The following is a 25,942-nucleotide window of genomic DNA, read 5'->3' as shown; positions in this document are numbered from 1 at the left end:
GAACCGCTATTTACTCATGGTGGCGATGTTGAACACCTGCTCAAGCATCGGATTAAAGGTGAAGCCTTTGACCTCTTTGTTCATCGCCAGCTGGTAGTTTTTCTGGAACAGATAAACGTAGGCTGCCTCGTCGATGACCACCTTTTGCGCCTGCTGGTAATCTTTGGTGCGTTCCGCCTGATCGGTGGTTTTCAGCGCGGCCTGGAGCAGGGAATCGACCTCTTTGTTCTCATAGAACGAACGGTTGCCCGGCAGCCCTTTTTTGTCCGATTCGAACCAGTAGTTCATGAACATGTACGGATCGGCAAAGTCCGGGCTCCAGTTGCCGATGGCAATGTCGTAATCGCCTTTGCCGACGCGGTCGCGCATGGTGGCGTTCGCCAGCTTCTCCAGCTTGACGCTAATGCCGATCTTGCCGAGGCTGGCCTGAGTGGAGAGGGCGATAGGCTCCCAGTTCGGATCGTTATCCGAGTAGAGGAAGGTCAGGCTGGCGGGTTTGTCTTTGACCTTCTCCAGCGCCGCTTTGGCTTTGGCCTCATCGAAGCTGTACTGCATTGCCGTGGCGTCAAAGCCCCACATGCCTTCCGGGATCGGGCCGCGCATCTGCTTGCCGTTGCCGCTCAGAATGCCTTGAACCATCCCCTGGTAATCCGTCGCCCAGGAGATGGCCCGGCGTAAATCCACCTGATTGAGCGGCGCTTTACCGTTGTTGAGATAGAGGTACGTCACGCGCAGGGACGGGTATTCCGCGACGGCGACTTTGCCTTCCTGCTTCAGGGCCGCAAGCTGATCGACCGGCAGGGAGTCGGCAATGTCCAGATCGCCGCGGGAAAGCTGCAATCGGCGGGAGGCGCTCTCACCGATAATTTTCACCGAGACGCGCTTAAAGTGTGGCTTCTCACCCGGCCAGTGGGGGTTCGGCACCAGGATCAGCTGCTGGCCTTTCTGCCAGCTTTTCAGCATAAACGGCCCGGAACCGGCGGTGTTTTGCGCCAGAAAACCGCGCGCATCGTCTGCGGCATTTGCCTTCAGCACCGCCGGGTTAATAATGGACGCCCCGTCGTTTGCCAGGGTGTACAGGAAGGGCGCGAACGGCTGGCTGAGGGTGAATTTCACCGTATGGTCATCGACGGCATCAATTTTCAGGTCTTTCGGGAAGGCTTCAGACGGCCCCTGGCCGAGCTTCAGCAGGCGTTCAAAAGAGAGTTTAACCGCTTCCGCGGTGACAGGCGTGCCGTCAGAGAATTTCGCGTTATCCGCCAGGGTAAAGGTCCACTCTTTCTGGTCGTCGGATGCCTTCCAGCCCGTCGACAGATCGCCCTCTACCTCGGTCGAGCCAGGCTTGTACTTGACCAGACGCTGGTAGGACGGATAGGTCACGGTCCAGTCGTTGTTATCAATGGTGATGGCCGGATCGAGCGTTTGCGGGTCGGCGGCTTTACCGATCGCCAGCATGTCTTTCGGGACGGCAGCCAGCGCCAGCGGGGCGCTCAGGGCCAGCGTGGCGGCAATTACGGTCGAGAGAAGCGATGTTTTCATGGCAGTGCTCCAGTTTAAAGAGAGGTGTGCGTCAGGGGAAAACAGGCGAAACGGTCGTCAAGCAGCGGGTAGCTGGCGGCGTTCGGCAGTTCGAAGTGCCACCATTCGCTGCTGATACCCACAAAACCGCCGCCAAACATGATGGCGTTTAACAGCAGACGGTTGCGCTGGGCGTGCGGCGGCACGGAGGGGTGATACGGATGCGATCGGTCATGCATTTCGTCAAAACCGGCCCCCATATCCAGCACGGCGTTATGTTCATCCATCAGGGTGACGTCGATGGCCGTACCGCGGCTGTGGTTGGAGCCAATCGCCACGTCGACCACGTATTCCGGGTTCGGGCAGGCATCCCACAGCTGAGCCTGCGCCTGCTGCGGCCGGTAGGCGTCATAGACCACCAGCTTTAGCCCGGCCAGCGTGGCAATGCTGATGGCTTTTGCCAGCGCGGTGGCCGCGTCGGTATGCAGCAGGCACAGCGCCTCCTGATAGATCGGGCGGCCGGTGATGTTGTCGGCGGTGGCGTACTTCAGATCGATATGCAGCGTGGGAAACGTCTTCGCCACATCAATCAGTTGACTCTCTTCGGGCATAGCTCCGCTCCTTTAGCGTTCGAATTGACCAAACTCTTGTTGTAATTGTCGGTTTACCGCCAGACGCGCCGGGAGCGCGTCACCCAGCGCCTCCACCACGCCCGACAGCAGCAGGTTGAACAGGCAGCTCACGGGGGCAAGTGAATCCCAGAAATGACCGGTATCGGTTTTCACCTGCAGTAAATCCATCGGGTAATCCCGCGCCCACGGGCACCAGATGTCGGTGATCAAGGCCAGCGGAATGCCTTTCTCGCTGGCGACGCGGCAGTACTGGCGGGCCATTGAGGAGTAGGTGCGCGTATCGGTCAGCACGACGTACGGGTGCGAAAACCCCGAGTTCAGCGATTCCACCCAGCTGCCGGACGCGCCCTCCGAATAGCTCACCCGCGGGCGGAGGTACTCGAGGTGGCTGAAGAAGGCGTTGGCAATCCCGCGCGTGGACTGGATCCCCAGCACAAACACCGCGTCGGCGTGGGCCAGGTTGTGCACCACCTGACGGAAGGCGTCCGTTTGCGCCAGCTGGTACACCTGCGAGATGGCATCCACTTCCAGCGACAGGGCGTGCTGAAGGCGGCTGGAAAGAGGGCGCTGCTGCTGCCAGGAGTCAAGGCGCTCGTTCATGCCCCAGGGCTGATACGGATCGCGCAGGCTTTTCTTGGCATCCTCCAGGTTGCGATACCCCAGCTTGCGCAGGAAGCGTCCGACGGTAATTCCGCTGGTCCCGCTGGCCTGACCCACGCTCTCAGCCGTTTCAAACGGGATTTGCGCGGCATGCGCCAGCAGCCAGCTCCCGACCCGCTTTTCGCTGGGCGTAAGCTGGCTGAACGTCGCTTCGATACGGCTCAACATCTCAGGTTTCGTCGTCATACCGCCTCGCTGTTAACAGGCTGTCAATGGCTGAATTTGTGTTACCCGGTTAACAATGCATGACGCGTGCCATGTTCGCAGGAGGGCGTAAACCCGCTGCGCGGTAAACTTCATGCAATATTTAGTTAACCAATGATCAACATTTGTGCAGCGTAGTTCACTTTTGGTGCACTGTCTGAACCGGCAGGTATGTATTTGGTGAATACGTCAGTCCGTTCACATTTTTGATAAGATAGAAGTACTGTGAATATAAAAGGGATCCCGGCATGGCAAATTGGCCCTTGCGAGTCAGCGTGCGCCTGATGACGCTTGCAAAGAAAATAGGGATGGTCGTGGGGATCGTGCTGATCGTCCTGCTGGCGGTGCGGGTGTATCTCTCGCAGCAGGGGCCGGAACTGCATCTGTGGCATACCTGGCGGGCCGACGAGATGTCCGTGCGCGAGCTGGACAAGGCCGATTTTGCCGGGTACCTCACCCGGGAAAACGTCATTTTTGCCGATCTTGATATCGCGGTGACGGCGAAAACAGGGGGCGAGGAACAAACCCCGTTAAACCGCTATTATCGCCAGAGCCTGGTGTGGCCCGGTCAGTTTACCCCCGATGCCAACCGCTCATTTGTGCTGATGCCTGCCGGAAAGCCGCGCGGCGCGGTGGTGCTGCTGCACGGTTTGACGGACTCGCCTTACAGCGTCCGGCGTCTTGCGGTGAACTATCAGCAACGCGGTTTTGTCGCGGTGGTCCCGCGCCTGCCCGGGCACGGCACCGCGCCCGGCGCGCTGACGGACGTTGACTGGGAGATGTGGCTAGCGGCGACGCGTCTTGCGGTGCGGGAAGCCACGCGTCTGGCGGGTGAGGCTGTGCCTCTGCATCTGGTGGGCTACTCTAACGGTGGGGCGCTGGCGATGAAATATACCCTCGATGCGCTTGACGCGCCTGCGCTGCGAAAACCGCAGCAGGTGATACTGCTCTCCCCAATGATTGGCGTGACGGCCTTTGCGCGCTTTGCCGGTTTCGCCGGGCTACCGGCGCTGCTGCCGGCGTTTGCCAAAGCGGCGTGGCTGAATATCGCCCCGGAATATAACCCGTATAAATATAATTCGTTCCCGGTGAACGCTGCCCGGCAGTCATGGCTGCTGACGAAGGCTCTTCAGGAACAAATTGGCCGCGAAGCGCGGGAGAACAGGCTGGTGAATTTGCCACCGATCCTGGCGTTCCAGTCGGTGATGGATTCTACGGTCAGCACCCGCGCGGTGGTGACCGGTCTGTTTGATCAGCTTCCGGCCAACGGCAGCGAGCTGGTGGTGTTTGATATCAACCAGGCAGCCAGCTTCCGTCCGCTGTTCAAACCGTCGTCGTGGACGGCAACTTCGGCGCTGCTTCCGGTTGCACAGAGACGTTACGGTGTCACGATTATCACCAATGCGGACGCACACAGTTTCTCGACGGTGGCGAAAATCACTCCGGCAGGCAGCACCCGGGAGACGCTCGTGCCGCTTGCGCAGGCCTGGCCGCAGGATGTCTATTCCCTGTCGCATATTGCGGTGCCGTTCCCCCCGGATGACGATCTCTATGGCCGCGAGCCTGGCATGAAAAACCGCTACGGGATCAGCCTGGGGACAATTGCGCTCTGGGGCGAAACGTCCGTGCTAAGCGTTGGGAAAGAGGCGCTGATGAGGGTCACCTCGAACCCGTTTTACGGCTATATGCAGGAGAGGATTAACAGCCGGATCGGGGGCGGGGAAAAGTAACGTTCCCCTGTGGTGTGAATATGTTAGGTCGCATTGATTAAGTATGTTAAATAATAGCTTCAAGGCACCTCTCTTTCTCATCGGAACCCATTTTTGTGCTGACGACTCTGATTTACCGAAGCCAGTTGAATTTATCCCGCCCCTCCACCGAGCTGCGGGAGCTCGTAGCGCGCGCCAGAGGCCGTAACGCAAATCTGAATATTACCGGTGTACTCCTTGCTAAAGGGAGTGACGTTCTGCAAATCCTCGAAGGGTCGGAAGAGAGTGTGGTTAAGCTGTTCCATAAAATCCGCGATGATAAGCGGCACACTGGAGTGGTGGAACTGATGCGGGACTATGGCCCGCGAAGACGCTTCGAAAACGTCGGTATGCTGCTGTTCGATCTGCAGACGCAGTCACCGAAAGAGGTGCTGCAGTCGGTTCTGAATTACAGCAAGCTGGAAAGCTATCTCACATCCGATGACCGGGTGTTCAAATTTATCCAGACGTTTATCACAGGTAAACGTCCGGCCTTGTCGGGCGCACGTTACGTCCCTGAAAAATGGACGCTTTCACCCGAGGCGTTGCCCTTTGGCGAGCGTCTGGGGCTGATGGCCAACCAAACCTGTCAGTTCGCGCTACAGCCCATCGTGGAACCCTCGGAAGGGAAGATCAGCTCGCTGGAAGCCCTTATTCGCGGCAACGACGGCGGCAGCCCGGAGCATTTCTTCAGCTCTCTCAACCCGGACAAACTCTACGAGGTCGATCTCCAGACGAAAGCGTATGCCTTCGCGCTGGCGGAAAAGCTGGGCATTGGCAGCCATAAAATTGCGGTCAATCTGCTCCCGATGTCGCTGGTGAATGTCCCCGGCGCAGTGGAATTTCTGGTCGATCAGATTAAAAAACATGGCCTTCAGCCGGAGCAGGTGGTCATTGAAGTGACTGAAAACGAGATGATCTCCGGCTTCAACCAGTTTAATAGCGCCATTAAACAGCTTCGCGGCGAGGGCGTGGGTCTGGCAATCGATGATTTCGGGTCCGGCTATGCCGGTCTTTCGCTGCTGACCCGCTTCCAGCCGGACAAAATTAAGATCGACCGGGAGATAGTTAGCGATGTCCATCTCAGCGGCCCGAAGCAGGCGATTGTGCGCTCCATCGTCAGCTGTTGCTCCGATCTCGAAATTACCCTGGTGGCCGAAGGGATCGAGAAGATAGAGGAGTGGTGCTGGCTCGAGTCTGCCGGGATCCGCCGTTTCCAGGGCTTTCTGTTTGCCCGTCCGCAAATTAATGGCGTCGGTGATATTCACTGGCCTCATCTGGTGCGTTAGCCAATTTTCCTCCCGCGTTATTTCCCCTTCGCCCTGCCTGTGCTTAAATAGCTAAAACGGTTTAACATAGTTTAGCTAAGAGGGTTACATGAAAAAAATCTGGGTACTTGGCGATGCGGTGGTGGATTTGCTGCCTGATGGAGAAGGCAGATTGCTGCAGTGTCCCGGCGGCGCACCGGCAAACGTTGCGGTCGGCATTGCCCGACTGGGCGGCCAGAGCGCGTTTATCGGCAGGGTTGGCGACGATCCTTTCGGACGTTTTATGTCTAAGACATTAGCCGACGAGCGGGTCGACGTGAAGCATATGCGCCTTGACCCGGCGCACCGCACCTCAACGGTGGTGGTCGATCTTGATGACCACGGCGAACGCTCGTTTACCTTTATGGTGCGTCCGAGCGCCGATCTGTTTCTGGAAACCGCCGATCTGCCGACGTTCAGCGCCGGGGAGTGGCTGCACGTCTGTTCTATCGCGTTAAGCGCAGAGCCGAGTCGTTCCGCGACGTTTGAGGCGATGGCCGCCATTCGCGAGGCGGGCGGTTACGTCAGCTTCGACCCCAATATTCGGCCAGACCTCTGGCCGGACGAGAACGAATTGCGCCGCTGCCTGGAACAGGCCCTGCAAAGCGCAGACGTGGTGAAACTCTCTGTCGAAGAGCTGGCGTTCTTAACCGGCGATGTGCCAGTAAGCGTCGGCCTGGACGTGCTGATGGCGCGCTGCCCGGCGCGTCTGGTGCTGGTTACTCAGGGTAAAGAGGGCGTCATCGCCTGGCATGACGGCACCGTGAAGCACTATCCGGCCACCCCCGTTCAGTGCGTCGATACGACCGGCGCGGGCGATGCCTTCGTCGCCGGACTGCTCTACGGGCTGGCCGCCGGGCAGGATCTGACGCCGGTCATCGCCTTAGCCCAGCGCTGCGGCGCGTTAGCCACCACGGCCAAAGGGGCGATGACCGCATTGCCCTGGCAGCACGAACTGTAATTCCTTCCTTCACTGGCCGTCTTCCGGCGGCCTGAATTGTCGCCTCGATCACACTTACTAAATCGGTTTAGCAAAAAAGATTGCCGATCCAAAATTCCGGGGTTTAGTATCAGCTACCTAAACCGGTTTAGCAATTTAGCACGTTTAATGACTTCTTTTAGGGATGCGACAAAATGTATAAAAAACGCAGACTTGCCGTGATGATAGGCATGCTGGCCGGAAGTACCTCTGTTTTTGCCCAAACGGATATGACAACTATCGAAGCGCGTCTTGCCGCGATGGAGCAGCGCCTCCAGGCGGCGGAAACGCGTGCGCAGGTGGCGGAGAAGCGCGCCACGGATGCAGAACAAAAAACGCAGCAGCTGGTTGCCGCCCAGCAGCAGACGCAAACGACAGCCCAGGCGGTGGCGCAGCGCACCACCGCGCTGGAGAAGAAGGCGGATCAAAGCAGCGGGTTTGAGTTCCACGGCTACGCCCGTTCGGGCCTGCTGATGAACGATGCGGCCTCCAGCAGCAAAAGCGGCCCGTATCTGACCCCGGCCGGTGAAACCGGCGGTGCGGTGGGGCGTCTGGGTAACGAAGCCGATACCTACGTGGAGCTGAACCTGGAGCACAAGCAAACCCTGGACAACGGTGCTACCACGCGCTTCAAAGCGATGCTGGCCGACGGGCAGAGAACCTATAACGACTGGTCAGCCGATACCAGTGATCTCAATATTCGCCAGGCCTTCGCGGAGCTGGGCAATCTGCCTGATTTTACCGGCGCGCTGAAGGGCAGCACCTTCTGGGCGGGTAAACGCTTCGACCGAGACAACTTTGACATTCACTGGCTGGATTCCGACGTGGTGTTCCTCGCCGGTACCGGCGGCGGCGTCTACGACGTGAAATGGAACGATTCGCTGCGCAGCAACTTCTCCATCTATGGCCGCAACTTCGGCAGCGTGGAGCAGACCGACAATAACGTTCAGAACTATATCCTCACCATGAACCACTTCGCCGGACCGTTCCAGCTGATGGTGAGCGGCCTGCGGGCGAAAGATAACGACGACCGTAAAGACACTAACGGCGATCTCATCAAAACCGATGCCGCTAATACCGGCGTTCATGCGCTGGTCGGCTTGCACAACGAGAGCTTCTACGGCCTGCGGGAAGGGACCGCTAAAACGGCGCTGCTGTACGGTCACGGGCTGGGTGCGGAAGTGAAAAGCATCGGCTCCGACGGCGCGCTGCTGTCTGAGGCGGATACCTGGCGCTTCGCAAGTTACGGTGTCACGCCAATCGGCGGCGGCTGGAGCGTTGCGCCCGCCGTACTGGCGCAGAGCAGTAAAGATCGCTACGTGAAGGGCGACAGCTATGAGTGGGTGACGCTCAACACCCGCCTGATTAAAGAGGTGACGCAGAACTTCGCTCTGGCGTTTGAGGGAAGCTATCAGTACATGGATTTAAATCCGGAAGGCTATAAGGACCGCAACGCCGTCAACGGCAGTTTCTACAAGCTCACCTTTGCGCCAACGTTAAAAGCGAGCAAAATCGGCGATTTCTTCAGTCGTCCGGAGCTGCGCCTGTTTGCCACCTGGATGGACTGGAGCAGCAAACTGGATCATTACGCCAGCGATGATGCCTTTGGCAGCAGCGGCTTCAACGCCGGCGGGGAATGGAACTTTGGGGTCCAGATGGAAACCTGGTTTTAACCCATCACGCTCCCGCCTGGCGGGAGCGTTTCGCACATCATAAAAAGAAGTCAGGCAGAGGTATCTATGGATTTTAATCAAATCGCCCGCGAGCTTATTCCGCTGCTCGGTGGCAAGGAAAATATCGCCAGCGCGGCGCACTGCGCAACGCGTCTTCGTCTGGTGCTGGTTGATGACGCGCTTGCCGATCAGCAGGCTATCGGCAAGGTCGACGGCGTAAAAGGCTGTTTCCGCAACGCCGGGCAGATGCAGGTGATTTTTGGCACGGGCGTGGTCAACAAGGTTTACGCCGCGTTTATTCAGGCGGCAGGGATTAGCGAGTCCAGTAAATCGGAAGCCGCGGATCTGGCGGCGCGCAAGCTGAACCCGTTCCAGCGTATTGCCCGTCTGCTCTCCAACATTTTTGTCCCGATCATTCCCGCGATTGTGGCATCCGGCCTGCTGATGGGCCTGCTCGGCATGGTGAAAACCTACGGCTGGGTTAATGCGGATAACGCCATCTACATCATGCTGGACATGTGCAGCTCCGCGGCGTTTATCATTTTGCCTATTCTGATTGGCTTTACCGCCGCGCGGGAGTTTGGCGGCAATCCGTATCTCGGCGCGACGCTGGGCGGCATTCTGACGCACCCGGCGCTGACCAACGCCTGGGGCGTGGCGTCCGGCTTCCACACCATGAACTTCTTCGGCCTTGAGATCGCGATGATTGGCTATCAGGGCACGGTATTCCCGGTGCTGCTGGCCGTCTGGTTTATGAGCATCGTGGAGAAAAACCTGCGCCGCGCGATCCCGGATGCGTTAGACCTGATCCTGACGCCGTTCCTCACCGTCGTGATCTCCGGCTTTATCGCCTTGCTGATTATCGGCCCGGCGGGGCGCGCGCTGGGCGACGGCATCTCCTTTATCCTGAGTACACTGATTGCACACGCGGGCTGGCTGGCCGGGCTGCTGTTCGGCGGGCTTTACTCGGTGATTGTGATCACCGGTATTCACCACAGCTTCCACGCGATTGAAGCCGGGCTGCTGGGTAACCCGTCGATTGGCGTTAACTTTCTGCTGCCGATCTGGGCCATGGCGAACGTGGCGCAGGGTGGCGCCTGTCTGGCGGTGTGGTTCAAAACCAAAGATGCCAAAATCAAAGCCATTACCTTACCGTCGGCGTTCTCTGCGATGCTGGGCATCACCGAAGCGGCCATTTTTGGTATCAACCTGCGCTTCGTGAAGCCGTTTATCGCCGCGCTGATTGGCGGCGCGGTAGGCGGGGCCTGGGTGGTCTCAGTCCATGTCTACATGACCGCCGTGGGGTTGACCGCTATTCCAGGTATGGCCATCGTGCAGGCCAGCTCGTTGCTCAACTATATTATCGGTATGGTAATTGCCTTCGGCGTGGCGTTTACCGTCTCACTGCTGCTGAAGTATAAAACGGACTCTGAATAATGACGTTACCTTCCCGCTGGCCTGCGATCCTGCAGGCCGTTATGCAAGGCCAGCCGCGGGCGCTGGCGGATAGCCACTACCCGCAGTGGCACCCCGCGCCGGTGACGGGGCTGATGAACGATCCCAACGGGTTTATCTGGTTTGCCGGCCGCTACCACCTGTTCTATCAGTGGAACCCGCTGGACTGCGGGCATCGGTTTAAATGCTGGGGGCACTGGAGCTCTGCGGATCTGGTGCACTGGCAGCACGAGCCGCTGGCGCTGATGCCCGACGAAGCGTATGACCGCAACGGCTGCTACTCCGGTAGCGCCGTGGATAACCAGGGCGTCCTGACGCTGTGCTACACCGGCAACGTCAAGTTCGATGACGGCAGCCGTACGGCCTGGCAGTGCCTCGCCGTGGAGCAGCCGGACGGAACCTTTACGAAGCTGGGGCCGGTGCTGGCGCTGCCGGAAGGCTACACCGGCCACGTGCGCGACCCGAAGGTGTGGCAGCACGACGGAGAGTGGTACATGGTGCTCGGCGCGCAGGATGTGCAAAAGCGCGGCAAGGTGCTGCTGTTTAAATCCGCCGATCTGCACGCCTGGGCGTCCTACGGAGAAATCGCCGGTCACGGGGTCAACGGCCTGACGGATGCGGGGTACATGTGGGAGTGTCCGGACCTGTTCGCGCTCGACGGAACGCACGTCCTGATCTGCTGTCCGCAAGGGCTGGCGCGCGAGCCGCATCGCTACCTCAACACCTATCCGGCGACCTGGATGAGCGGGGCGTTTGACTATGCCAGCGCCGCATTCGATCACGGCGATCTGCACGAGCTGGACGCGGGGTTTGAGTTTTACGCGCCGCAAACCACGCTGGCGGAAGACGGGCGACGCATTTTGATCGGCTGGATGGGCGTACCGGACGGGGAAGAGATGCTTCAGCCAACCCGGGCGCACGGCTGGATGCACCAGATGACCTGCCCGCGCGAATTACGCTATCGCGACGGCAGGCTCTGGCAGACCCCGGCGCGCGAGCTGGCGGCGCTGCGTGAAGATGAGCAGCGCTGGCAGGGACGCGCCAGCGAGGCACCCGACCTGGACGCGACGCGCCTGGAGTTTGAGCTGAGCGCATCGCAGGTGAATGTCGATTTTGGCGGCGCGCTGCGACTCACGCTCGATGAGCAGGGCATACGCCTGGAACGCGCGAGCCTGAAAACCGGTGAAACGTTGACCCGCTACTGGCAGGGCGACGTCACTCATTTGCGCGTTCTGTGCGACCGCTCCAGCGTTGAAATTTTCATCAATCACGGTGAAGGGGTGATGAGCAGCCGCTATTTTCCTGACCATCCGGCCCGGGTGCGATTCGAAGGTGCGTCCGATATCACATTACGCTACTGGTCGCTGCGCGCCTGCATGATAGAATGAGGGTTTTGGCAGCCGGATCTAAGTCGTTGTGAGAAAAACAAAACGCGTCACCATTAAAGACATCGCGGAGCTGGCGGGCGTGTCAAAAGCCACCGCCAGCCTGGTCCTCAACGGGCGCAGCAAAGAGCTTCGCGTGGCGGAGGAGACGCGCGAGCGCGTGCTGGCGATTGCAAAAGAGCACCACTATCAGCCCAGCATTCACGCCCGGTCGCTGCGCGATAACCGCAGCCACACCGTTGGTCTGGTGGTTCCGGAGATCACCAACTACGGTTTTGCCGTCTTTTCTCACGAGCTGGAAACGCTGTGCCGCGAGGCGGGCGTTCAGCTGCTGATCTCCTGTAGCGATGAAAACCCGGGGCAGGAGACGGTGGTGGTGAACAACATGGTGGCGCGCCAGGTGGACGGGCTGATTGTGGCCTCCAGCATGCTTAACGATGCGGACTACCACAAGCTGAGCGAACAGCTGCCCGTTGTCCTGTTTGACCGCCACATCAACGACAGCGCGCTGCCGCTGGTGATCACCGATTCGATTACCCCAACGGCGGAACTGGTGGCCGACATTGCGCGCCAGCATCCCGATGAGTTCTACTTCCTCGGCGGGCAGCCCCGTCTATCCCCGACGCGTGACCGTCTGGAAGGATTTAAGCAAGGGCTGCGTGATGCCGGTGTGGAACTGCGCCCCGAGTGGATCATTCACGGTAACTATCACCCGAGCTCCGGTTACGAGATGTTTGCTGAACTCTGCGCCCGTCTGGGGCGTCCGCCGAAAGCGCTGTTCGCCGCCGCCTGCGGGCTGCTGGAAGGAGTACTGCGCTATATGGGCCAACATAACCTGCTGCAAAGTGATATCAGGTTAGCCAGCTTTGACGATCACTATCTCTACGATTCGCTGACGATCCCCGTGGATACCATTCGCCAGGATAACCGTCAGCTGGCGTGGCACTGCTTTGATTTGATTAGCAAATTGATTGAGGGCGAGACTCCCGAGCCGCTGCAACGGAAACTGGATGCTACCCTGCAGCGACGCTATAAGTCAGCGAAATAGCCCAACTTGATACTTCAATAACTTTAATTAATTTAAGTTTTGGAATCGCCGATAACCATAAGGAATAATTTTCCTTGAGGTATTGGTTTATGTCGTTGAAAAAGTCGTCTCTGATCGTCCTGTTCTCACTGCTTTTCTTCTTTGTTGTCAGCACTGTGACCAGCGTTGGCCTCATCATTAAAAGTAATAATTCCCTGGATAACGTCAACAAAGAGATCCAGGTTGTGCTGTCCATTATTGACCCGATCAACCATAGCCGTACGCTGCGCGTCAGGGTGATGGAGTATGTGAAGATGGTGGAAGCGGGCAACGCGGCGGACGGGGCTGCAAAGCTCACCGCCGTGAAAGAGGCCCTGACCAAAGCGGACCACGCCTTTGCGGCCTTCATGGCTTCGCCGCGTCTGACGGATGAAGCGCCGCTGGTAAGTGCCTATCAGGATGCCTGGCAAAACTACCGCAACCAGGGGCTGGCGCCGCTGATCGATGCCGCCGAGGCGCACGATGTCGCCAAATTCAACGCGCTGATCCCGGAAGTCTCCCGTCTCGACCGCCAGTACGAGATCGTTCTCGACCAGGTCCTTTCCGTGCACCAGAAATACGCCAAAACCCTGAACGAGGATGCAAGCAGCAATTTCGTCTCTGGCCTGGCGATCATTGCCGCTATCGCCAGCCTGTTTGTGGTGGTGATTGTCGCCGTCAGCCTGCTGATGAAGCGCTTTGTGTTTGCGCCGGTCAACCTGGCGCGCGAGCACTGTAGCCAGATTGCGGCAGGCAAGCTGGATATTCCGGTGCCGGTTAAGGGGAGTTCAGGCAACGAAATCGACCATCTGATGAGCTCGATGGAGCAGATGCGTCAGGCGCTGCTGGCGACCATCGCCCAGGTGCGCGATGCGAGCCATACCGTGACGCACGCGGCGCAGGAGATTGCCTCCGGGAATATCGACCTGGCGTCACGTACCGAGCAGCAGGCTTCCGCGTTGACCCAGACGGCGGCAAGCATGGAAGAGCTGAGCGCGACGGTGGCGAACAATACCGACAACGTCTATCAGGCCGGGAAACTGGTGCAGGACGCGGTGAAAAATGCCCACACCGGTGAAGCGGTAACCCGCGAAGTCATCGACACGATGAATACCATCGCGGCGAACTCGAAGCGCATCGAAGATATTACCAGCGTAATCAACAGCATCGCCTTCCAGACTAACATTCTGGCGCTGAACGCGGCGGTTGAAGCGGCGCGCGCCGGTACGCAGGGTCGCGGCTTCGCGGTCGTGGCCAGTGAAGTACGCACTCTCGCGCAGAAAAGCGCGGTGGCGGCGAAAGACATCGAGAGCCTGATTGCCCAGTCGGTTTCCAGCGTGAAAAACGGTGCGGAGCTGGTGAGCCGCTCGGGCGAGGTGATTGACTCAATTATTTCGTCGGTCAATAAAGTGAATACGCTGATGGAGCAGATCTCCGTCGCCTCCGAAGAGCAGAGCCGCGGGATTAGCCAGGTCGGCCAGGCGGTGACAGAGATGGATGGCGTGACCCAGCAGAACGCCGCGCTGGTACAGCAGTCCGCTGCGGCAGCGGCCTCGCTGGAAGAGCAGGCGCAGCAGCTTTCGCGGAGTATTTCGAGTTTTAGTTTGCCGGTGCAGGCGTAAGCCTTTGACATGTGCCGGGTGGCGCTGACGCTTACCCGGCCTACGAAACCTGTAGGCCCGCGCAAGCGTTAGCGCCGCCGGGCAATAACCGCGAATGTGCGGCCCGAGTAATTATTTCATTCATCCCAGCAATATTTCCCTCCCTCATCCGTCTACCTCATCACACGCCATAATCAGTTACTGTAAACGAGGTAAACACCATGAGAGATTTTGAACTGCACGGCAGAGGTCACGGACGCGGATTTGGTCGCCACCGTATGGGCAAAGGTTTAGTCATCGGCGCGGTGATTTTCATCGTGCTCGGCCTGGTGGTGATGACCCTGTGGAACGCCTTGCTCCCGGCCATCCTCGGTGTTAAGGCCATCGGCTTCTGGCAGGCGCTGGGCATTCTGGTGCTGAGCCGCATTCTGTTCGGTGGGCTGGGTTTCCGCCCGGGAATGTTTGGCGCGCACCGTCGGATGCACGAGCGCTGGATGAACATGACGCCCGAGCAGCGCGAGGCGTTTATTCAGCAGCGCCGCGAAGGGTTTGGTCGCCACGGCCGCGGCCACTGCGGCTGGCACGGTCATCGTGACGATAAGCGCGACGACGCCACGCCAAAAGCGCCGGACGCAGAGTGAGCGAAATGAAAGCCGGGGAGGCGGGCAGATCCATGCTGATGTCGGCGCTCAATGCCTGCCGCGCCCGGCTGAAAGCCTTCATTCGGGGGCGGACCTCCGTTCGCGATGATGCCGACGACATTTTGCAGGAAGTGACGTACCAGCTGATGAAAGTGGAGCAGCCGGTCGAAAACGTTGCCGCCTGGCTGTTCCGCGCGGCGCGTAACGAGATGACCGACCGGGCGCGTAAAAAGCGCGAGGTGTCGCTCTCCGGCTATTTTACGAGCGAAGACGAGGAGGGGTTCCCGGAGGACGAGCTGGCCGAAACCCTGTTCGGCGTACCGCACACGCCGGAAGAGGAGTACCTCAAAACGCTGCTGTGGGAAGAGCTGGGACAGGCGCTGTCTGAACTGCCGCCGCCGCAGAGGGAGGTATTTGAGAAGACCGAACTTCACGGCTACAGCATTAAAATGCTGGCAGAGGAGACCGGCGCCAGCGAACAGGCGCTGCTATCCCGCAAGCACAAGGCGGTGCTGTTTCTGCGCACGCGGCTGCGGGACGTCTATGACGCGCTAACGGGCGAATAGCGGCGACAGACAAAACCTTACACTTCCGGCACTTGTAGATTCATCACTATCGTTTATGATCGGGGCGTCTTGTTACTCTGGAACGTTATGCGCAACCGTCAGCTCCTCGGAAAATGGCTTTTGATCGTCACCTGTCTCGCGATGGCGCTTTGCCTCGTGCAGCGTGCGGTGATGCTCAACCATTTTTTACAGGGACTGGATCCGCAGATTTCACTGAGTGCAGATGCCCCGGCTCAAAGCAGTAGCACCGAACAGCCCGGCCCGTCGCCCTGTCAGCTGGGCGCACACTCGCTGCTTTGCGCCCAGCCGCTGTTCTTCGACGGCGCGCTACCTGCCATTATTATCTTCTTCGCGCTGCTGCAGCTGTTTACGCAAGGGCGGGCATTGGCTCCCGTCGAACAGCCCGTTCAGGCACCGCCTCCCCGAATACACCTTAAAAACTGCGTTTTCCGTGAATGAAAATCATCGTCCTCACACGATAATTTTCACTGTTCACGGAGTAATACATGGTTAACCTCTTCAGGGGATTCGTCTTCCTGTGGCTGTCCTGCATCGGCATTGTCCATGCGGCGGACACCGGCTGGCAGGTCTCCCCACAAAACGATCACGCCCGCATCCGCTTTCAGGCGGAAAGGGAACAAACGCACGTTAAAGGCCTGCTCATCGTTGAGCTAAAGCCCGGCTGGAAAACCTACTGGCGATCGCCGGGCGAGGGCGGCGTGGCGCCAAAAATCAGCTGGCCGGAAGGCGTAACGGACAGCTGGTCCTGGCCGGTCCCGTCGCGCTTCGATATCTCCGGCATGACCACGCAGGGCTATCACGATAAAGTCACTATCCCGATCGCGCTCGACGGGGTGAAGGGCGACACGCTCGACGGAACGCTCACGCTCTCCACGTGCAGTAACGTCTGCCTGCTGACGGACTACCCGCTGCATCTCGATTTTACCCAGCCGGTGGACGAGGGCTTCCGCAGCGAGTTCGAGCAGGCGATGCGCGCCGTGCCCGGTACGTCAGGCGTATCCAGGGATCTCTTCGCCTGGCTCGCTGGCGACAAGCTGGTGATTACCGGCACGACGGACGGGAAGTGGGATAACCCGGGGATCTACTTTGACCCGCTGGAGGGTGACATTCTTCCCGGCGAGCCGGTCATTAAACACGACGGCAATACCCTTCGGGTGACGGTACCCGTGACCGACGAATGGGGCGAAAAACCCGCCTCGCTGGAAGGCAAGACGCTGTCGTTTGTGCTGACCAGTGGCGGTCACGCGCAGCAAACCACCATGACCGTTGGCGCGACGCCCGAAGCACCCTCCGCGCCTGAAGGGACGGGAAAAATGGTGCTCTTTGCGCTGCTGGGCGGGCTGATCCTCAACCTGATGCCCTGCGTGCTGCCGGTCATGGGCATGAAGCTTAACAGCATCCTGCAGGCGGGATCGGACAGGCGCGCGATCAGGCTGCGCTTTCTGGCCACCAGCGCCGGGATCCTCACCTCCTTTATGCTGCTGGCCGCGATGGTGACCGCGCTGAAGCTGGCCGGGGCGTCGCTGGGGTGGGGCATTCAGTTCCAGAACCCGTGGTTTATCGGCCTGATGGTCGCTGTCACCTTCCTGTTTGCGCTGAACCTGTTTGGCGCGTTTGAGATGCTGCTGCCTTCCGCCGCCACGGGACGGCTGGCGACGGCAGGGGGATCGGGGATTGGCGGCAGCTTCTGCGAAGGGATGTTCGCCACGCTGCTGGCGACGCCGTGCTCCGCGCCGTTCCTCGGTACGGCGGTCGCCTTTGCCCTTGGCGCACCGCTGCATTCCCTGTGGCTCATTTTCCTGATGCTCGGCGTGGGCATGAGCCTGCCGTGGCTGTTCGTCGCCCTGGTGCCGAAAACGGCCATGCTGCTGCCGAAACCCGGCCGCTGGATGAACACGCTCAAAGTCGTTCTGGGCCTGATGATGCTCGCCTCCAGCCTCTGGCTGGCAACATTGTTGGGCGTGCATCTGGGTGAGTCGGTCAGCCAGATGGTGATGCTGGTGCTCATCGCCGTCGCGCTCGCGCTGTTCGCGCTGAAGGGGCAAAAATCCTCACCGCTGTTCTGGCTCGTGGTCATCGCGCTGTCGGCGTTCGGCGGGTATCAGGCGCGCGGGCTGCTTAACTCCCCGTCTGACGCCGTGGCGCAGAATGCTGCTCAGACTATCCCGTGGCAGCCACTCAGCGAGGAAGCCATCCAGCAGGCGCTGGCGCAGGGAAAACGCGTGTTTGTGGATATCTCGGCGGACTGGTGCGTGACCTGCAAAGTCAACGAGCATCGGGTGCTGAATCAGCCGGACGTTATTGCCACGCTGCGCCAGCCGGACGTGGTGGCCCTGCGCGGAGACTGGAGCCAGCCGTCCGCGTTTATCGCGGATTTTCTGGCGAAGCGAAACCGTTACGCCATTCCGTTTAACGCGGTGTATGGCCCCGGCCTGCCTGACGGCGACATCCTCTCGCCGCTGCTGGACAAGCGCACTCTGATCGCCACCCTGAACAACGCTAAAGGCTAACGAATTATGAAAAAACTCCTTATTACGCTTCTGTTCCTGCTGGCCCCGGTTCAGGTGTTCGCTGCCCAGCCGCTGACGCCGGACCAGGAGCAGCGTGCGCAGAAGATGATCGCTGATTTCCTGTTTAACGATCCGAACTCACCGCGCATCGGCGCGAAAAACCCAAAGCTCACCCTGGTGGTGTTTACCGACTACAACTGTCCGTACTGTAAAAAATTCGATCCTTACCTGGAGAAGATTGTCGAAAAGCATCCGGACGTCGCGGTGGTCTTTAAGTTTTTACCTTTTCGCTCGGAAAGTTCGCTAACTGCCGCGCGGGATGCGTTAACGCTCTGGCGTGCGCATCCTGAGCAGTTTATGAAGCTGAACCACACGCTGATGGCGAAAAAGGGGTACCACGATGACGCCAGCATTCAGGAGGCGCAGAAGCGGGCGGGCGTGAGCGTGACGACGCCGGACGAGGCGAGTTTTCTGACGATCAGGCGCAGCCTCATCGTCGCGGAAAAAATGGGGATCCAGGGCACGCCCGCCACGCTCATCGGCGAGGGATTGCTGCCCGGCTGGGTGCCGTTTGAACAGTTCGACGAAATGGTCAGTGACGCACTGAAAAACCGCTAACCTGAAGGGGGCGGAATGCCCCCGACAAACCGGAGAGGGAAATGAAAAAATTACTGTTACTTTCAGCGCTGGCGACGTCAGGGCTGGCGCAGGCGGCTGAAGCCATACCGGACGTGGTGAAGCACTTCAGCGAGCAGCAGAACATTAAAATCATCAAGAAGCTGGATGCGCCGGGCGGTGCGCCCGCCTGGCTGGGGCAGTATCAGGATATGGGCGTGACGCTCTTTTTAACCCCGGACGGCAAGCACGTCATTTCAGGCTATCTGTACGATGACAAAGGAAAAAACCTTAGCGAAGGCTATTTCCAGAAAGAGATCTACGCCCCGATGGGCCGCGAGATGTGGAAAAAGCTCAACGCGGCGCATCCCCTGAAGGAAGGGGCGGATAACGCCCCGCGTAAAGTCTTTGTGTTTGCCGATCCGTTCTGCCCGTACTGCAAGCAGTTCTGGGCCGAAGCCCAGCCGTGGGTGAAGGCGGGCAAGGTGCAGCTCAACACGCTGCTGGTGGCGTTTCTCAACCCGAACAGCGGACGTAACGCCTCGGCGATTCTGAATGCGAAAGATCCGGTTTCGGCTTGGCGCGAATACGAGCTTTCCGGTGGGAAAAAGTTACCGAAGCCAGAGGGCGAGGCTTCCCGCGAAACGGTAGCGATCCTGCAGAAGCACCAGACGCTGATGGACAGCCTGGGCGCTAACGCCACGCCGGCTATTTACTATCTGAATGCGGAAAATGAGCTGCAGCAGGTGGTCGGTATGCCGGATGCGCAGCAGCTTGAGGCGATGTTCGGGCCGAAGCCGTAAAAAACAGGCAGAAACAGGACGTTTCTGCCTGATAGTCACTTAGCTTCCCCAGCGCCCTTTCAGGTAGTTCACCGCCTGCTGCGTCTGCGGCTGGTTCAGGTAATCTTCCCGGAACAGGATGGTGCCGTTGACGTTGGGCAGCGAATCGTTGAGATCGAGCTGCTTTTTCAGCTCCGGCACGCCGCCCTGAACCGTCCAGTCCGGTTCGTTTCTCGACGGCTCGCCCACCTTGTAGAACGCAATGCCGATATACAGGCGAGTGTGGGTCGGCTTCACCACGTCGGCCCACCATTTGGTCAGCACGTCGTAGCGCGCGGCATCCCGCGAGAAGGGCCAGTAAATCTGCGGAGCGATGTAGTCCAGCAGGCCCTGCTGCACCCACTGCCGCGTATCGGCGTAGGACTCATCGTAGGCCGCGGCCCCGCGAGTGTCGGAGCCTGCCGGGTCAAAGGAGCGGTTACGCCACACCCCAGCCGGGCTGACGCCAAACTCAACGTCGGGCTTTGTCTGTTTAATCGCGCGGGAAACCTGGACGATCAGCTGCTGCGTGTTGTGTCTTCGCCAGTCGGCCTTTGAGGCAAATCCCTGACCGTACTGCCGCCAGGTCTGCGAATCATTGAGCGCGGACCCCGGTGATTCGGCGTAAAAGTAATCATCGAACTGCACGCCGTCTACCGGGTAGTTCGCCACCACCTCGGTCACCACGCGGGTGATCCAGTCGCGCACTTCCGGAATGCCGGGGTCGAGAACAAAGCGGTCCCCCGAGATGCGCACCCACTCAGGGTGCTGGACATAGACGCTGGACGGGGTCTGATAGGACGTCCGGTTCAGGGCGGCGATGGTCGACGGTTTGGTGTTGGTCGACACGCGGTACGGGTTGAACCAGGCATGGACCTTCATGCCGCGCTTGTGCGCTTCATCCAGCATAAACTGCAGCGGATCGTAGCCCGGATATTCGCCGATGTTGCCCGTCAGCATATCCGACCACGGCAAAATTTTTGATGACCAGAGGGCCGTGCTGTCCGGCTTCACCTGGAAAAACACCGTGTTAATACCGAGGTGCTTAAGGTTGTCGAGCTTGCCGATCAGCGCCTGCTTCTGCATCGCGATGCGCTGGTCCGCGCTGCGGCCGTTCACCGAGGCTACCGGCGGCCAGTCGAGACGAGAGACGGTTGCCAGCCAGATCCCGCGCATCGGCTCGTTTGCCTGCTGCGTCGGCTTGCTCGCGGTGGGGAGAGGGGTAACCAGTGACTTTGGTGGTTTCGAGGAGCAGCTCACAAGTAAAAGCGCGCAGGCAGCCAGCGCACCAATCCGTTTTACGTGTCGCGTCATTTGCGTATTAGCTCTTGATAATCCGACTGTTGGCCCAGGGATTAAAGGCGGGCTCCGCCTGTTCTGTGCTTGCCTCATCGTGGAGGGAGTCCAGATACAGGGCTTCGACCTCCGCGCGCGCCCACGGGGTGCGGCGCAGAAATTTCAGGCTCGATTTAACGCTGGGATCTTTTTTGAAGCAGTTAATTTTGATTCTGTCACCCAACTCGCTCCAGCCATATTTCGCCACCAGGGCGTTGACCATCATCTCGAGCGTTACGCCGTGCAAAGGATCGTTGGAAATATGTGCAGTCATAGGCGTCCGGATGTCTCGATTTTTAGGGGATTGGGGTAAACGCTGAAAGGGTACAAGAAAGCAGGGGAAGCGGCAATTTTCCTTTTCCCCTTGCTCACTTTATGACGGGCTCCGTGCGCTGATTTTCACCGACTGTTTTTCCCGCTCTGTTTTCAATCGTAAACCTAATCGACACCTCATCCTGGCCCACGGGCGTGGCCGTCAGCGTTTTGACCATCGTTCCCGAATCTGCGGGGATCGTCATCGTCATCCTGCCCTTTGCCAGCACCTTATCGCGCTGGGTGATACGCCACGACAGACGGCACTCGCTGCACGGTTTCCAGGTGTCGTTGATGGCCCAGAGACGCACGGTCGCCGCCGTGCCGGATTTCCACTGCGGGGTGACCGGTTCAATGGACGGCAGAACCGGCTGGTATGCGCGTTTTAACGCGTAAAAACCGGCTTTAGGCTTACGGAGATAGTCCACCACGCCCCAGTTGATGGAGGGCCAGGTCTCGACAAACATAAAGTGAAACAGGGCCGTCACCGGCTGGTAGCGCTGTCGGCGGTAGCTCTCGGCCGCCGTGGCCACCAGCCGCGCCTGATACGCCTGGGTATTGCGGATCATTTCCTGAATGGTGTTTCCGCGCGGGATACCGGCAAACTTAAAGGTCTGAAAGGGTTGAAAATTATGGTATTTCCAGACGCTCCAGCCGGGATCGTCGGCGGCGGTGGTTTTTGGCCAGAGATGCGCAGCCGGGATGATGGTTTTTAGCGTGGACAAGCAGGGCAGCGCCTGCGCGCCAAACTCGGTAATGATCCCCGTTTTAGCTGGGGTCAGCAGGTCACGTACGCTACCGAAATACCAGCCCGCCCAGTAGTGCTCCTCAACGGCGGAAAAGCGATGCACGATGCGGGAGGTATCTTCGGCAAGCGTATCCGCTACCCGCTGCGTGAGCTCGCGGTTGAGGTTTTTGTTCCAGTCCGGGAAGCGTTTTTCCATCCACGGCGAATTCCAGGGCGGTTCGTTATGGCCGCCCCAGACGATGATGGCGGGTGAGTTGCCAAACTGTTCGATCATCTCCCGCGTCTGTCGAACCGCATTTTTGGTAAAGGCGTCGCTGCTGTCGTAGCCCCACTGCAGCGGAACATCCTGCCAGATCATCATGCCCATCTCATCGGCAACGTCATACAGCGCGCGCCCCGCGACGTGTCCGTGTACGCGAATGGCATTGGCGTTCATGGCTTCTGCCAGACGAAGATCGCGACGATATTTTTCTCGCGTCATGGTGCCGAGCCAGGGGGAGCCGATGTAATTGCTGCCCTTAACAAAAAGGCGCCTGTCGTTAATGAGCCAGCCTTTGTTGTCTGGCTGCTCAACGATCTTGCGCAGTCCGGTGCGGGTGACCGCCGTATCCATTAACCCTTTTTCATCCCGTAATGAGACGCGAACCGTATACAGATGGGGTTTCCCGGTGCCGATCGGCCACCACAGTTTTGCCGCAGGCATGGGCAGCGTGACACGCGCGGAATGGGCGCCGTTTTCCAGGGTAACCGGAAAATCTGCCTGGAAGCGTTTGCCGCTGAAATTGGCGGGCGTGGCGGTGAGCCGCGCGGTAGCCTGTCCCTTCCCGAGTGCGCGATAGCGAATCTCAGCCTTCAGTGCAGGGCTTTTCAGCCCCTGCGACCAGTCAGGCCGCAGGATGATTTCATCCAGGGTGGCGCCCCGGCTCAGATGCAGCCTGACCGGTGCCCAAATGCCGCCAGAGTTGGCGTCCTGTCCTTCCGGCGACCAGGCACCGCCGGGACGCGTATCATGCTGATTAAGAATCCCCTTCATAACCGTTTTATGCAGCGGCCAGACCTTGTGCGGATCTTCGTAAGGGCTATCCACCCGTACCACTAACTGGTTGTGACGTTGTAACGCGGCACTGGCATCCAGAGAAAAGCGCTGAAAATAGCCCTCGTGCTTGCCCAGCGGCTGGCCGTTCAGCGTCACATCGGCAAGGTAATCGACGCCGTCAAATACCAGGGTGCTCATCACGTCGTGCGGTTGAAGGGGTAGCGTAAAGGCGTGCTTATACCACAGCGCGCCCTGATGATCATACCCCGCGCTGTACCAGTTGGCGGGAACTTTCAGCCCGCGCCAGCCTGATGCGGGAGGAGGCGTGCCGTCACTGGCGTCCTGAACCTGCCAGGTACCAGCCAGAGACCAGCTGACCGGTACCGGGTTCGCCGCCAGCGGTGGAATAAACAGCGCAAAGAGCAGCGCGCAGCTACAGGTCATGGTTCGTTTACCCCTCGCGCGTTGAGCCACGCCATCAGACGCTGCGATTCCATTTGAAGACGCCGGTTTAGCGTCGCAAGCTGTTGCCTGTCCTGCGTGTGCGCCTCGCTCTCCAGCGTCTGCAGCTGACGGGCTAGCCGCCCGAAATCCAGCGTGACGGCTTCTCCGCGCAGCTTGTGGGCCGTGCGGCGCAGCGCTTCTCGGTCATCGCTGTCGATAGCCCGGGTGAGGGTTTTCATGGCCTCCTCCAGCCCTTCGCCAAACAGGGCCAGCAGCTCCTGAACCAGGGCAGGGTCATCAGCGCACTGTTTCAGCAGGCGCGCTTCATCAGGAAAAACGGAGGAATCATCATGATGCTCGAGCACGCGAGCTATCTCCTCAGCGAGACGTTCCTGGCTGATGGGTTTGGCAATGTAGCCGTCGAAGCCCATATTAAGGCAGCGCTCTTTATCCCCCTGCATGGCGTGTGCGGTCATGGCGACGGCGGGCTGAGCCGGTCCGGGCCGGGAGCGTTCCTCCTCGCGAAGCAGGCGTATGGCGGTCTCGCCGTCCATCTCGGGCATCTGAAGATCGATCAGCAGAACGTCCCACACGCCCGTGCGCCAGCGTTCAAGCAGCGCGACGCCGTTATCGACGATCTGACAGGTATGGCCGAGGCGTTCCAGCAGGCGCGCGGCAACCTTCTGATTAACGAGGTTATCTTCAGCCAGCAGGATCCGTAGCCCCGTAGCGCCCGGGGCGGCGACGGGGGCGGGCGTGGTTTCCCCCACGGTCTTCGGCGCACGTTCAAACGCCGCGGCAATCGCCTGATGCAGCTCGTCCTGGGCGATAGGCTTGTGCAGATAGTTTTTGATGCCAATTCGCTTCAGCATATTGATATCAAAATGTCGGCTCATAGAGCTCAGCATGATGATATGGCTTTCAGAAATCTGCGGCAGCACCGAAAGCTCAAGGGCCAGAGACACGCCGTCCATATCCGGCATCTGCGCATCCAGCAGGATCAGCGGCCAGGCACTCGCTTTAACCCGGTTGATGGCCTCGCTGGCATTGTTGACGCAGGTGGGTTTCAGCCCCATCTGGCTCAGCATGGTGGCCAGCAGCCGGAGGTTGGTTTCGTTGTCATCCACCACCAGCACGGGTTCCCCGTTAAAGCGCTGGCTACGCGGGCGTTCCTCAGGGATGAGACACTGCGTTGAAAGCGGCAGTACGAACGAAAATTCGCTACCTTTCCCCGGCTCGCTGGTGACCGTCAACCCGCCGCCCATCGCCGCAACCAGTCGCGAAGAGATGGTTAGCCCTAGCCCCGTACCGCCGTAGCGGCGGGTGGTTGAGTTATCCGCCTGGCTGAAGGCTTCAAAAATGGCCTTTTGCTTATCAGCCGGGATACCAATACCGCTGTCGCGCACCCGAAAACGCCAGTGATTCGGGTCATCCCCGGATTCAACAATCAGGATAACTTCTCCCTGGTGCGTAAATTTCAGCGCATTACCCAGCAGATTGGTCAGAACTTGACGCAGCCGGGCACCATCGACCAGCAGCACGTCGGGAACGTCGGGTGCAATATCAACCAGAAGCTCAATGCCTTTTTCGCTTGCGCCCGGCATATGCGGGCGAATAAGCGACTGGATGAAGGGGCGGACAGGGACAGGTTCCGCCTCCAGCTCCACTTTGCCAGCTTCAATACGGGAAAAGTCGAGAATATCGTTGATGATATGCAGCAAGGACTGGGCAGAACTCATCACCAGCGTCAGGTAATCGCGCTGATCGGCGCTGAGCGTGGTATCCAGGCACAGCTGGGTCATGCCAATAATGCCGTTCATCGGGGTGCGGATTTCATGACTCATGTTCGCCAGAAATGCGCTTTTGGCCTCATTGGCTTTTTGTGCCTCAAGGGCCGAGGCGAACGCCTGAATCTCAGCCTCTTTGCGCCGCGTAATATCCTGCAGTGTGCCAATAACGCGCTCGGCGTTTCCCTCGATGGAGAGCGTGACCACCTGCCCGGACAGCAGCATCCAGCGCAGTCCTTCGGTGGGATGATGCATGCGGATCTCACATTCAAAGACCGGGCGATGCGCCTGTTTTGAAGCAAGCAGCGCCTCACGTAGTATGAGGCGATCGTCATGGTGAACAAGGTCTAGCAGCTTTTGAAGCGGATATCTCCACTGGGATCGCGACTGGCCCAGCATGGCAAGCAGCGTGTCGTTAACCTGTAACGCGTCGCCGGAAACCTGCCAGTCCCAGATCCCAATATGAATGGATTCCGCCGCCAGCTGAAAATCGTCATGCAGCTGGTGGCGCGAGCGCTGCGCCTCATCCAGCTCCGTAATATCGCTGTGCAGGCTGACAATACCGCCGTCCGCAAGGCGCTGATGCTGGACGAAAATACGCCGCTGGCCCACTTGACGCACCTCACAGTGTTTATCCTGCCGACAGTTGCGTACGACCGACTCGCGTAGCGTCTGGCGCAGGCCGGGGTCTACGTTATAAACGGCGTCGATAAAGCGTTCCGCCAGCTCAGCAAGGGGCGTACCCACCTGCAGCCAGGGGGTGATGACGGGATAAAAAAGGGCCACGTTGTGATTCCAGGCCTGCAGGCGCTCATCGCAGTCATAAATCATGACGGCGGCCGGCAGCGCGTTAAGATCGTACGTGAACGAACTCATCG

General features: G+C 59.2%; 21 protein-coding genes. 14 read left to right on the top strand and 7 right to left on the bottom strand.

What is annotated here, in order from left to right; translation table 11 throughout:
• Window positions 1-6: 6 nt before the first annotated feature.
• The 3 genes from N037_RS20620 to N037_RS20610 are packed head-to-tail and all read right to left on the bottom strand — an operon-like array spanning window position 7 to window position 2,996.
• The gene (locus N037_RS20620; protein ID WP_032643142.1) at window positions 7-1,539 is read right to left on the bottom strand and encodes an ABC transporter substrate-binding protein; all 1,533 of its coding nucleotides are present in this window, start codon (window positions 1,537-1,539) and stop codon (window positions 7-9) included.
• Between the two features lie 14 nt (window positions 1,540-1,553).
• A complete protein-coding gene (gene ddpX, locus N037_RS20615) occupies window positions 1,554-2,129 on the bottom strand; it encodes a D-alanyl-D-alanine dipeptidase (protein ID WP_023335782.1) in 576 nt (191 codons plus the stop codon).
• Between the two features lie 12 nt (window positions 2,130-2,141).
• The gene (locus tag N037_RS20610; RefSeq protein WP_023335781.1) at window positions 2,142-2,996 is read right to left on the bottom strand and encodes a MurR/RpiR family transcriptional regulator; all 855 of its coding nucleotides are present in this window, start codon (window positions 2,994-2,996) and stop codon (window positions 2,142-2,144) included.
• Between the two features lie 266 nt (window positions 2,997-3,262).
• Between N037_RS20610 and N037_RS20605 the strand changes: the two genes are divergently transcribed.
• From N037_RS20605 to dsbG, 14 genes are all read left to right on the top strand, one after another.
• The gene (locus N037_RS20605) at window positions 3,263-4,744 is read left to right on the top strand and encodes an alpha/beta hydrolase (RefSeq protein ID WP_032643140.1); all 1,482 of its coding nucleotides are present in this window, start codon (window positions 3,263-3,265) and stop codon (window positions 4,742-4,744) included.
• Between the two features lie 95 nt (window positions 4,745-4,839).
• Window positions 4,840-6,051, top strand: a complete 1,212-nt coding sequence (locus N037_RS20600) for a diguanylate phosphodiesterase (RefSeq protein ID WP_032643138.1) — start codon at window positions 4,840-4,842, stop codon at window positions 6,049-6,051.
• An 88-nt stretch (window positions 6,052-6,139) separates the two neighbouring features.
• Window positions 6,140-7,030, top strand: a complete 891-nt coding sequence (locus N037_RS20595) for an aminoimidazole riboside kinase (RefSeq protein ID WP_032643136.1) — start codon at window positions 6,140-6,142, stop codon at window positions 7,028-7,030.
• A gap of 173 nt (window positions 7,031-7,203) precedes the next feature.
• A complete protein-coding gene (locus tag N037_RS20590) occupies window positions 7,204-8,721 on the top strand; it encodes a carbohydrate porin (RefSeq protein ID WP_032643135.1) in 1,518 nt (505 codons plus the stop codon).
• Between the two features lie 66 nt (window positions 8,722-8,787).
• Window positions 8,788-10,158: a sucrose-specific PTS transporter subunit IIBC gene (locus tag N037_RS20585; protein WP_023619263.1), complete on the top strand. Its 1,371-nt coding sequence runs from the start codon at window positions 8,788-8,790 to the stop codon at window positions 10,156-10,158.
• Window positions 10,158-11,564: a sucrose-6-phosphate hydrolase gene (locus N037_RS20580; RefSeq protein ID WP_032643132.1), complete on the top strand. Its 1,407-nt coding sequence runs from the start codon at window positions 10,158-10,160 to the stop codon at window positions 11,562-11,564. The genes N037_RS20585 and N037_RS20580 overlap by 1 nt, the downstream gene beginning before the upstream one ends.
• Before the next feature lie 28 nt (window positions 11,565-11,592).
• Entirely contained in the window at window positions 11,593-12,609 is a 1,017-nt protein-coding gene (locus N037_RS20575; protein ID WP_032643129.1) for a LacI family DNA-binding transcriptional regulator, read from the top strand.
• A gap of 89 nt (window positions 12,610-12,698) precedes the next feature.
• Window positions 12,699-14,249, top strand: coding sequence for a methyl-accepting chemotaxis protein (locus N037_RS20570; protein ID WP_032643127.1), 1,551 nt, complete (start codon window positions 12,699-12,701; stop codon window positions 14,247-14,249).
• A 200-nt stretch (window positions 14,250-14,449) separates the two neighbouring features.
• On the top strand, window positions 14,450-14,869 hold the full coding sequence (locus N037_RS20565; RefSeq protein ID WP_032643124.1) for a hypothetical protein: 420 nt from the start codon (window positions 14,450-14,452) through the stop codon (window positions 14,867-14,869).
• 5 nt (window positions 14,870-14,874) lie between these two features.
• Window positions 14,875-15,435: an RNA polymerase sigma factor gene (locus tag N037_RS20560; protein WP_082440909.1), complete on the top strand. Its 561-nt coding sequence runs from the start codon at window positions 14,875-14,877 to the stop codon at window positions 15,433-15,435.
• A gap of 87 nt (window positions 15,436-15,522) precedes the next feature.
• A complete protein-coding gene (locus N037_RS20555) occupies window positions 15,523-15,894 on the top strand; it encodes a hypothetical protein (protein WP_023335770.1) in 372 nt (123 codons plus the stop codon).
• 47 nt (window positions 15,895-15,941) lie between these two features.
• The gene (locus tag N037_RS20550; protein WP_032643120.1) at window positions 15,942-17,966 is read left to right on the top strand and encodes a protein-disulfide reductase DsbD family protein; all 2,025 of its coding nucleotides are present in this window, start codon (window positions 15,942-15,944) and stop codon (window positions 17,964-17,966) included.
• 6 nt (window positions 17,967-17,972) lie between these two features.
• Window positions 17,973-18,584, top strand: a complete 612-nt coding sequence (locus N037_RS20545; protein ID WP_032643118.1) for a DsbA family protein — start codon at window positions 17,973-17,975, stop codon at window positions 18,582-18,584.
• A gap of 41 nt (window positions 18,585-18,625) precedes the next feature.
• A complete protein-coding gene (gene dsbG, locus N037_RS20540; protein ID WP_032643116.1) occupies window positions 18,626-19,384 on the top strand; it encodes a thiol:disulfide interchange protein DsbG in 759 nt (252 codons plus the stop codon).
• Between the two features lie 39 nt (window positions 19,385-19,423).
• On the opposite strand, the gene N037_RS20535 is transcribed toward dsbG, so the two are convergent.
• The 4 genes from N037_RS20535 to N037_RS20520 all read right to left on the bottom strand — a co-directional run bounded on the left by N037_RS20535 (window position 19,424) and on the right by N037_RS20520 (window position 25,940).
• Window positions 19,424-20,716, bottom strand: a complete 1,293-nt coding sequence (locus N037_RS20535) for a glycoside hydrolase family 10 protein (RefSeq protein ID WP_032643114.1) — start codon at window positions 20,714-20,716, stop codon at window positions 19,424-19,426.
• Window positions 20,717-20,723: 7 nt separating this feature from the next.
• Window positions 20,724-21,011, bottom strand: coding sequence for a VF530 family DNA-binding protein (locus N037_RS20530; RefSeq protein WP_032643112.1), 288 nt, complete (start codon window positions 21,009-21,011; stop codon window positions 20,724-20,726).
• Between the two features lie 94 nt (window positions 21,012-21,105).
• On the bottom strand, window positions 21,106-23,277 hold the full coding sequence (locus tag N037_RS20525; protein ID WP_032643110.1) for a glycoside hydrolase family 2 protein: 2,172 nt from the start codon (window positions 23,275-23,277) through the stop codon (window positions 21,106-21,108).
• Window positions 23,274-25,940: a hybrid sensor histidine kinase/response regulator gene (locus N037_RS20520; protein ID WP_032643108.1), complete on the bottom strand. Its 2,667-nt coding sequence runs from the start codon at window positions 25,938-25,940 to the stop codon at window positions 23,274-23,276. The genes N037_RS20525 and N037_RS20520 overlap by 4 nt, the downstream gene beginning before the upstream one ends.
• Between the last annotated feature and the right edge of the window lie 2 nt (window positions 25,941-25,942).

Origin of the sequence: Enterobacter sp. EGD-HP1, assembly GCF_000733275.2 — a bacterium.
GTDB lineage: Bacteria > Pseudomonadota > Gammaproteobacteria > Enterobacterales > Enterobacteriaceae > Enterobacter.
This window is presented reverse-complemented; position numbering and strand designations above follow the sequence as displayed.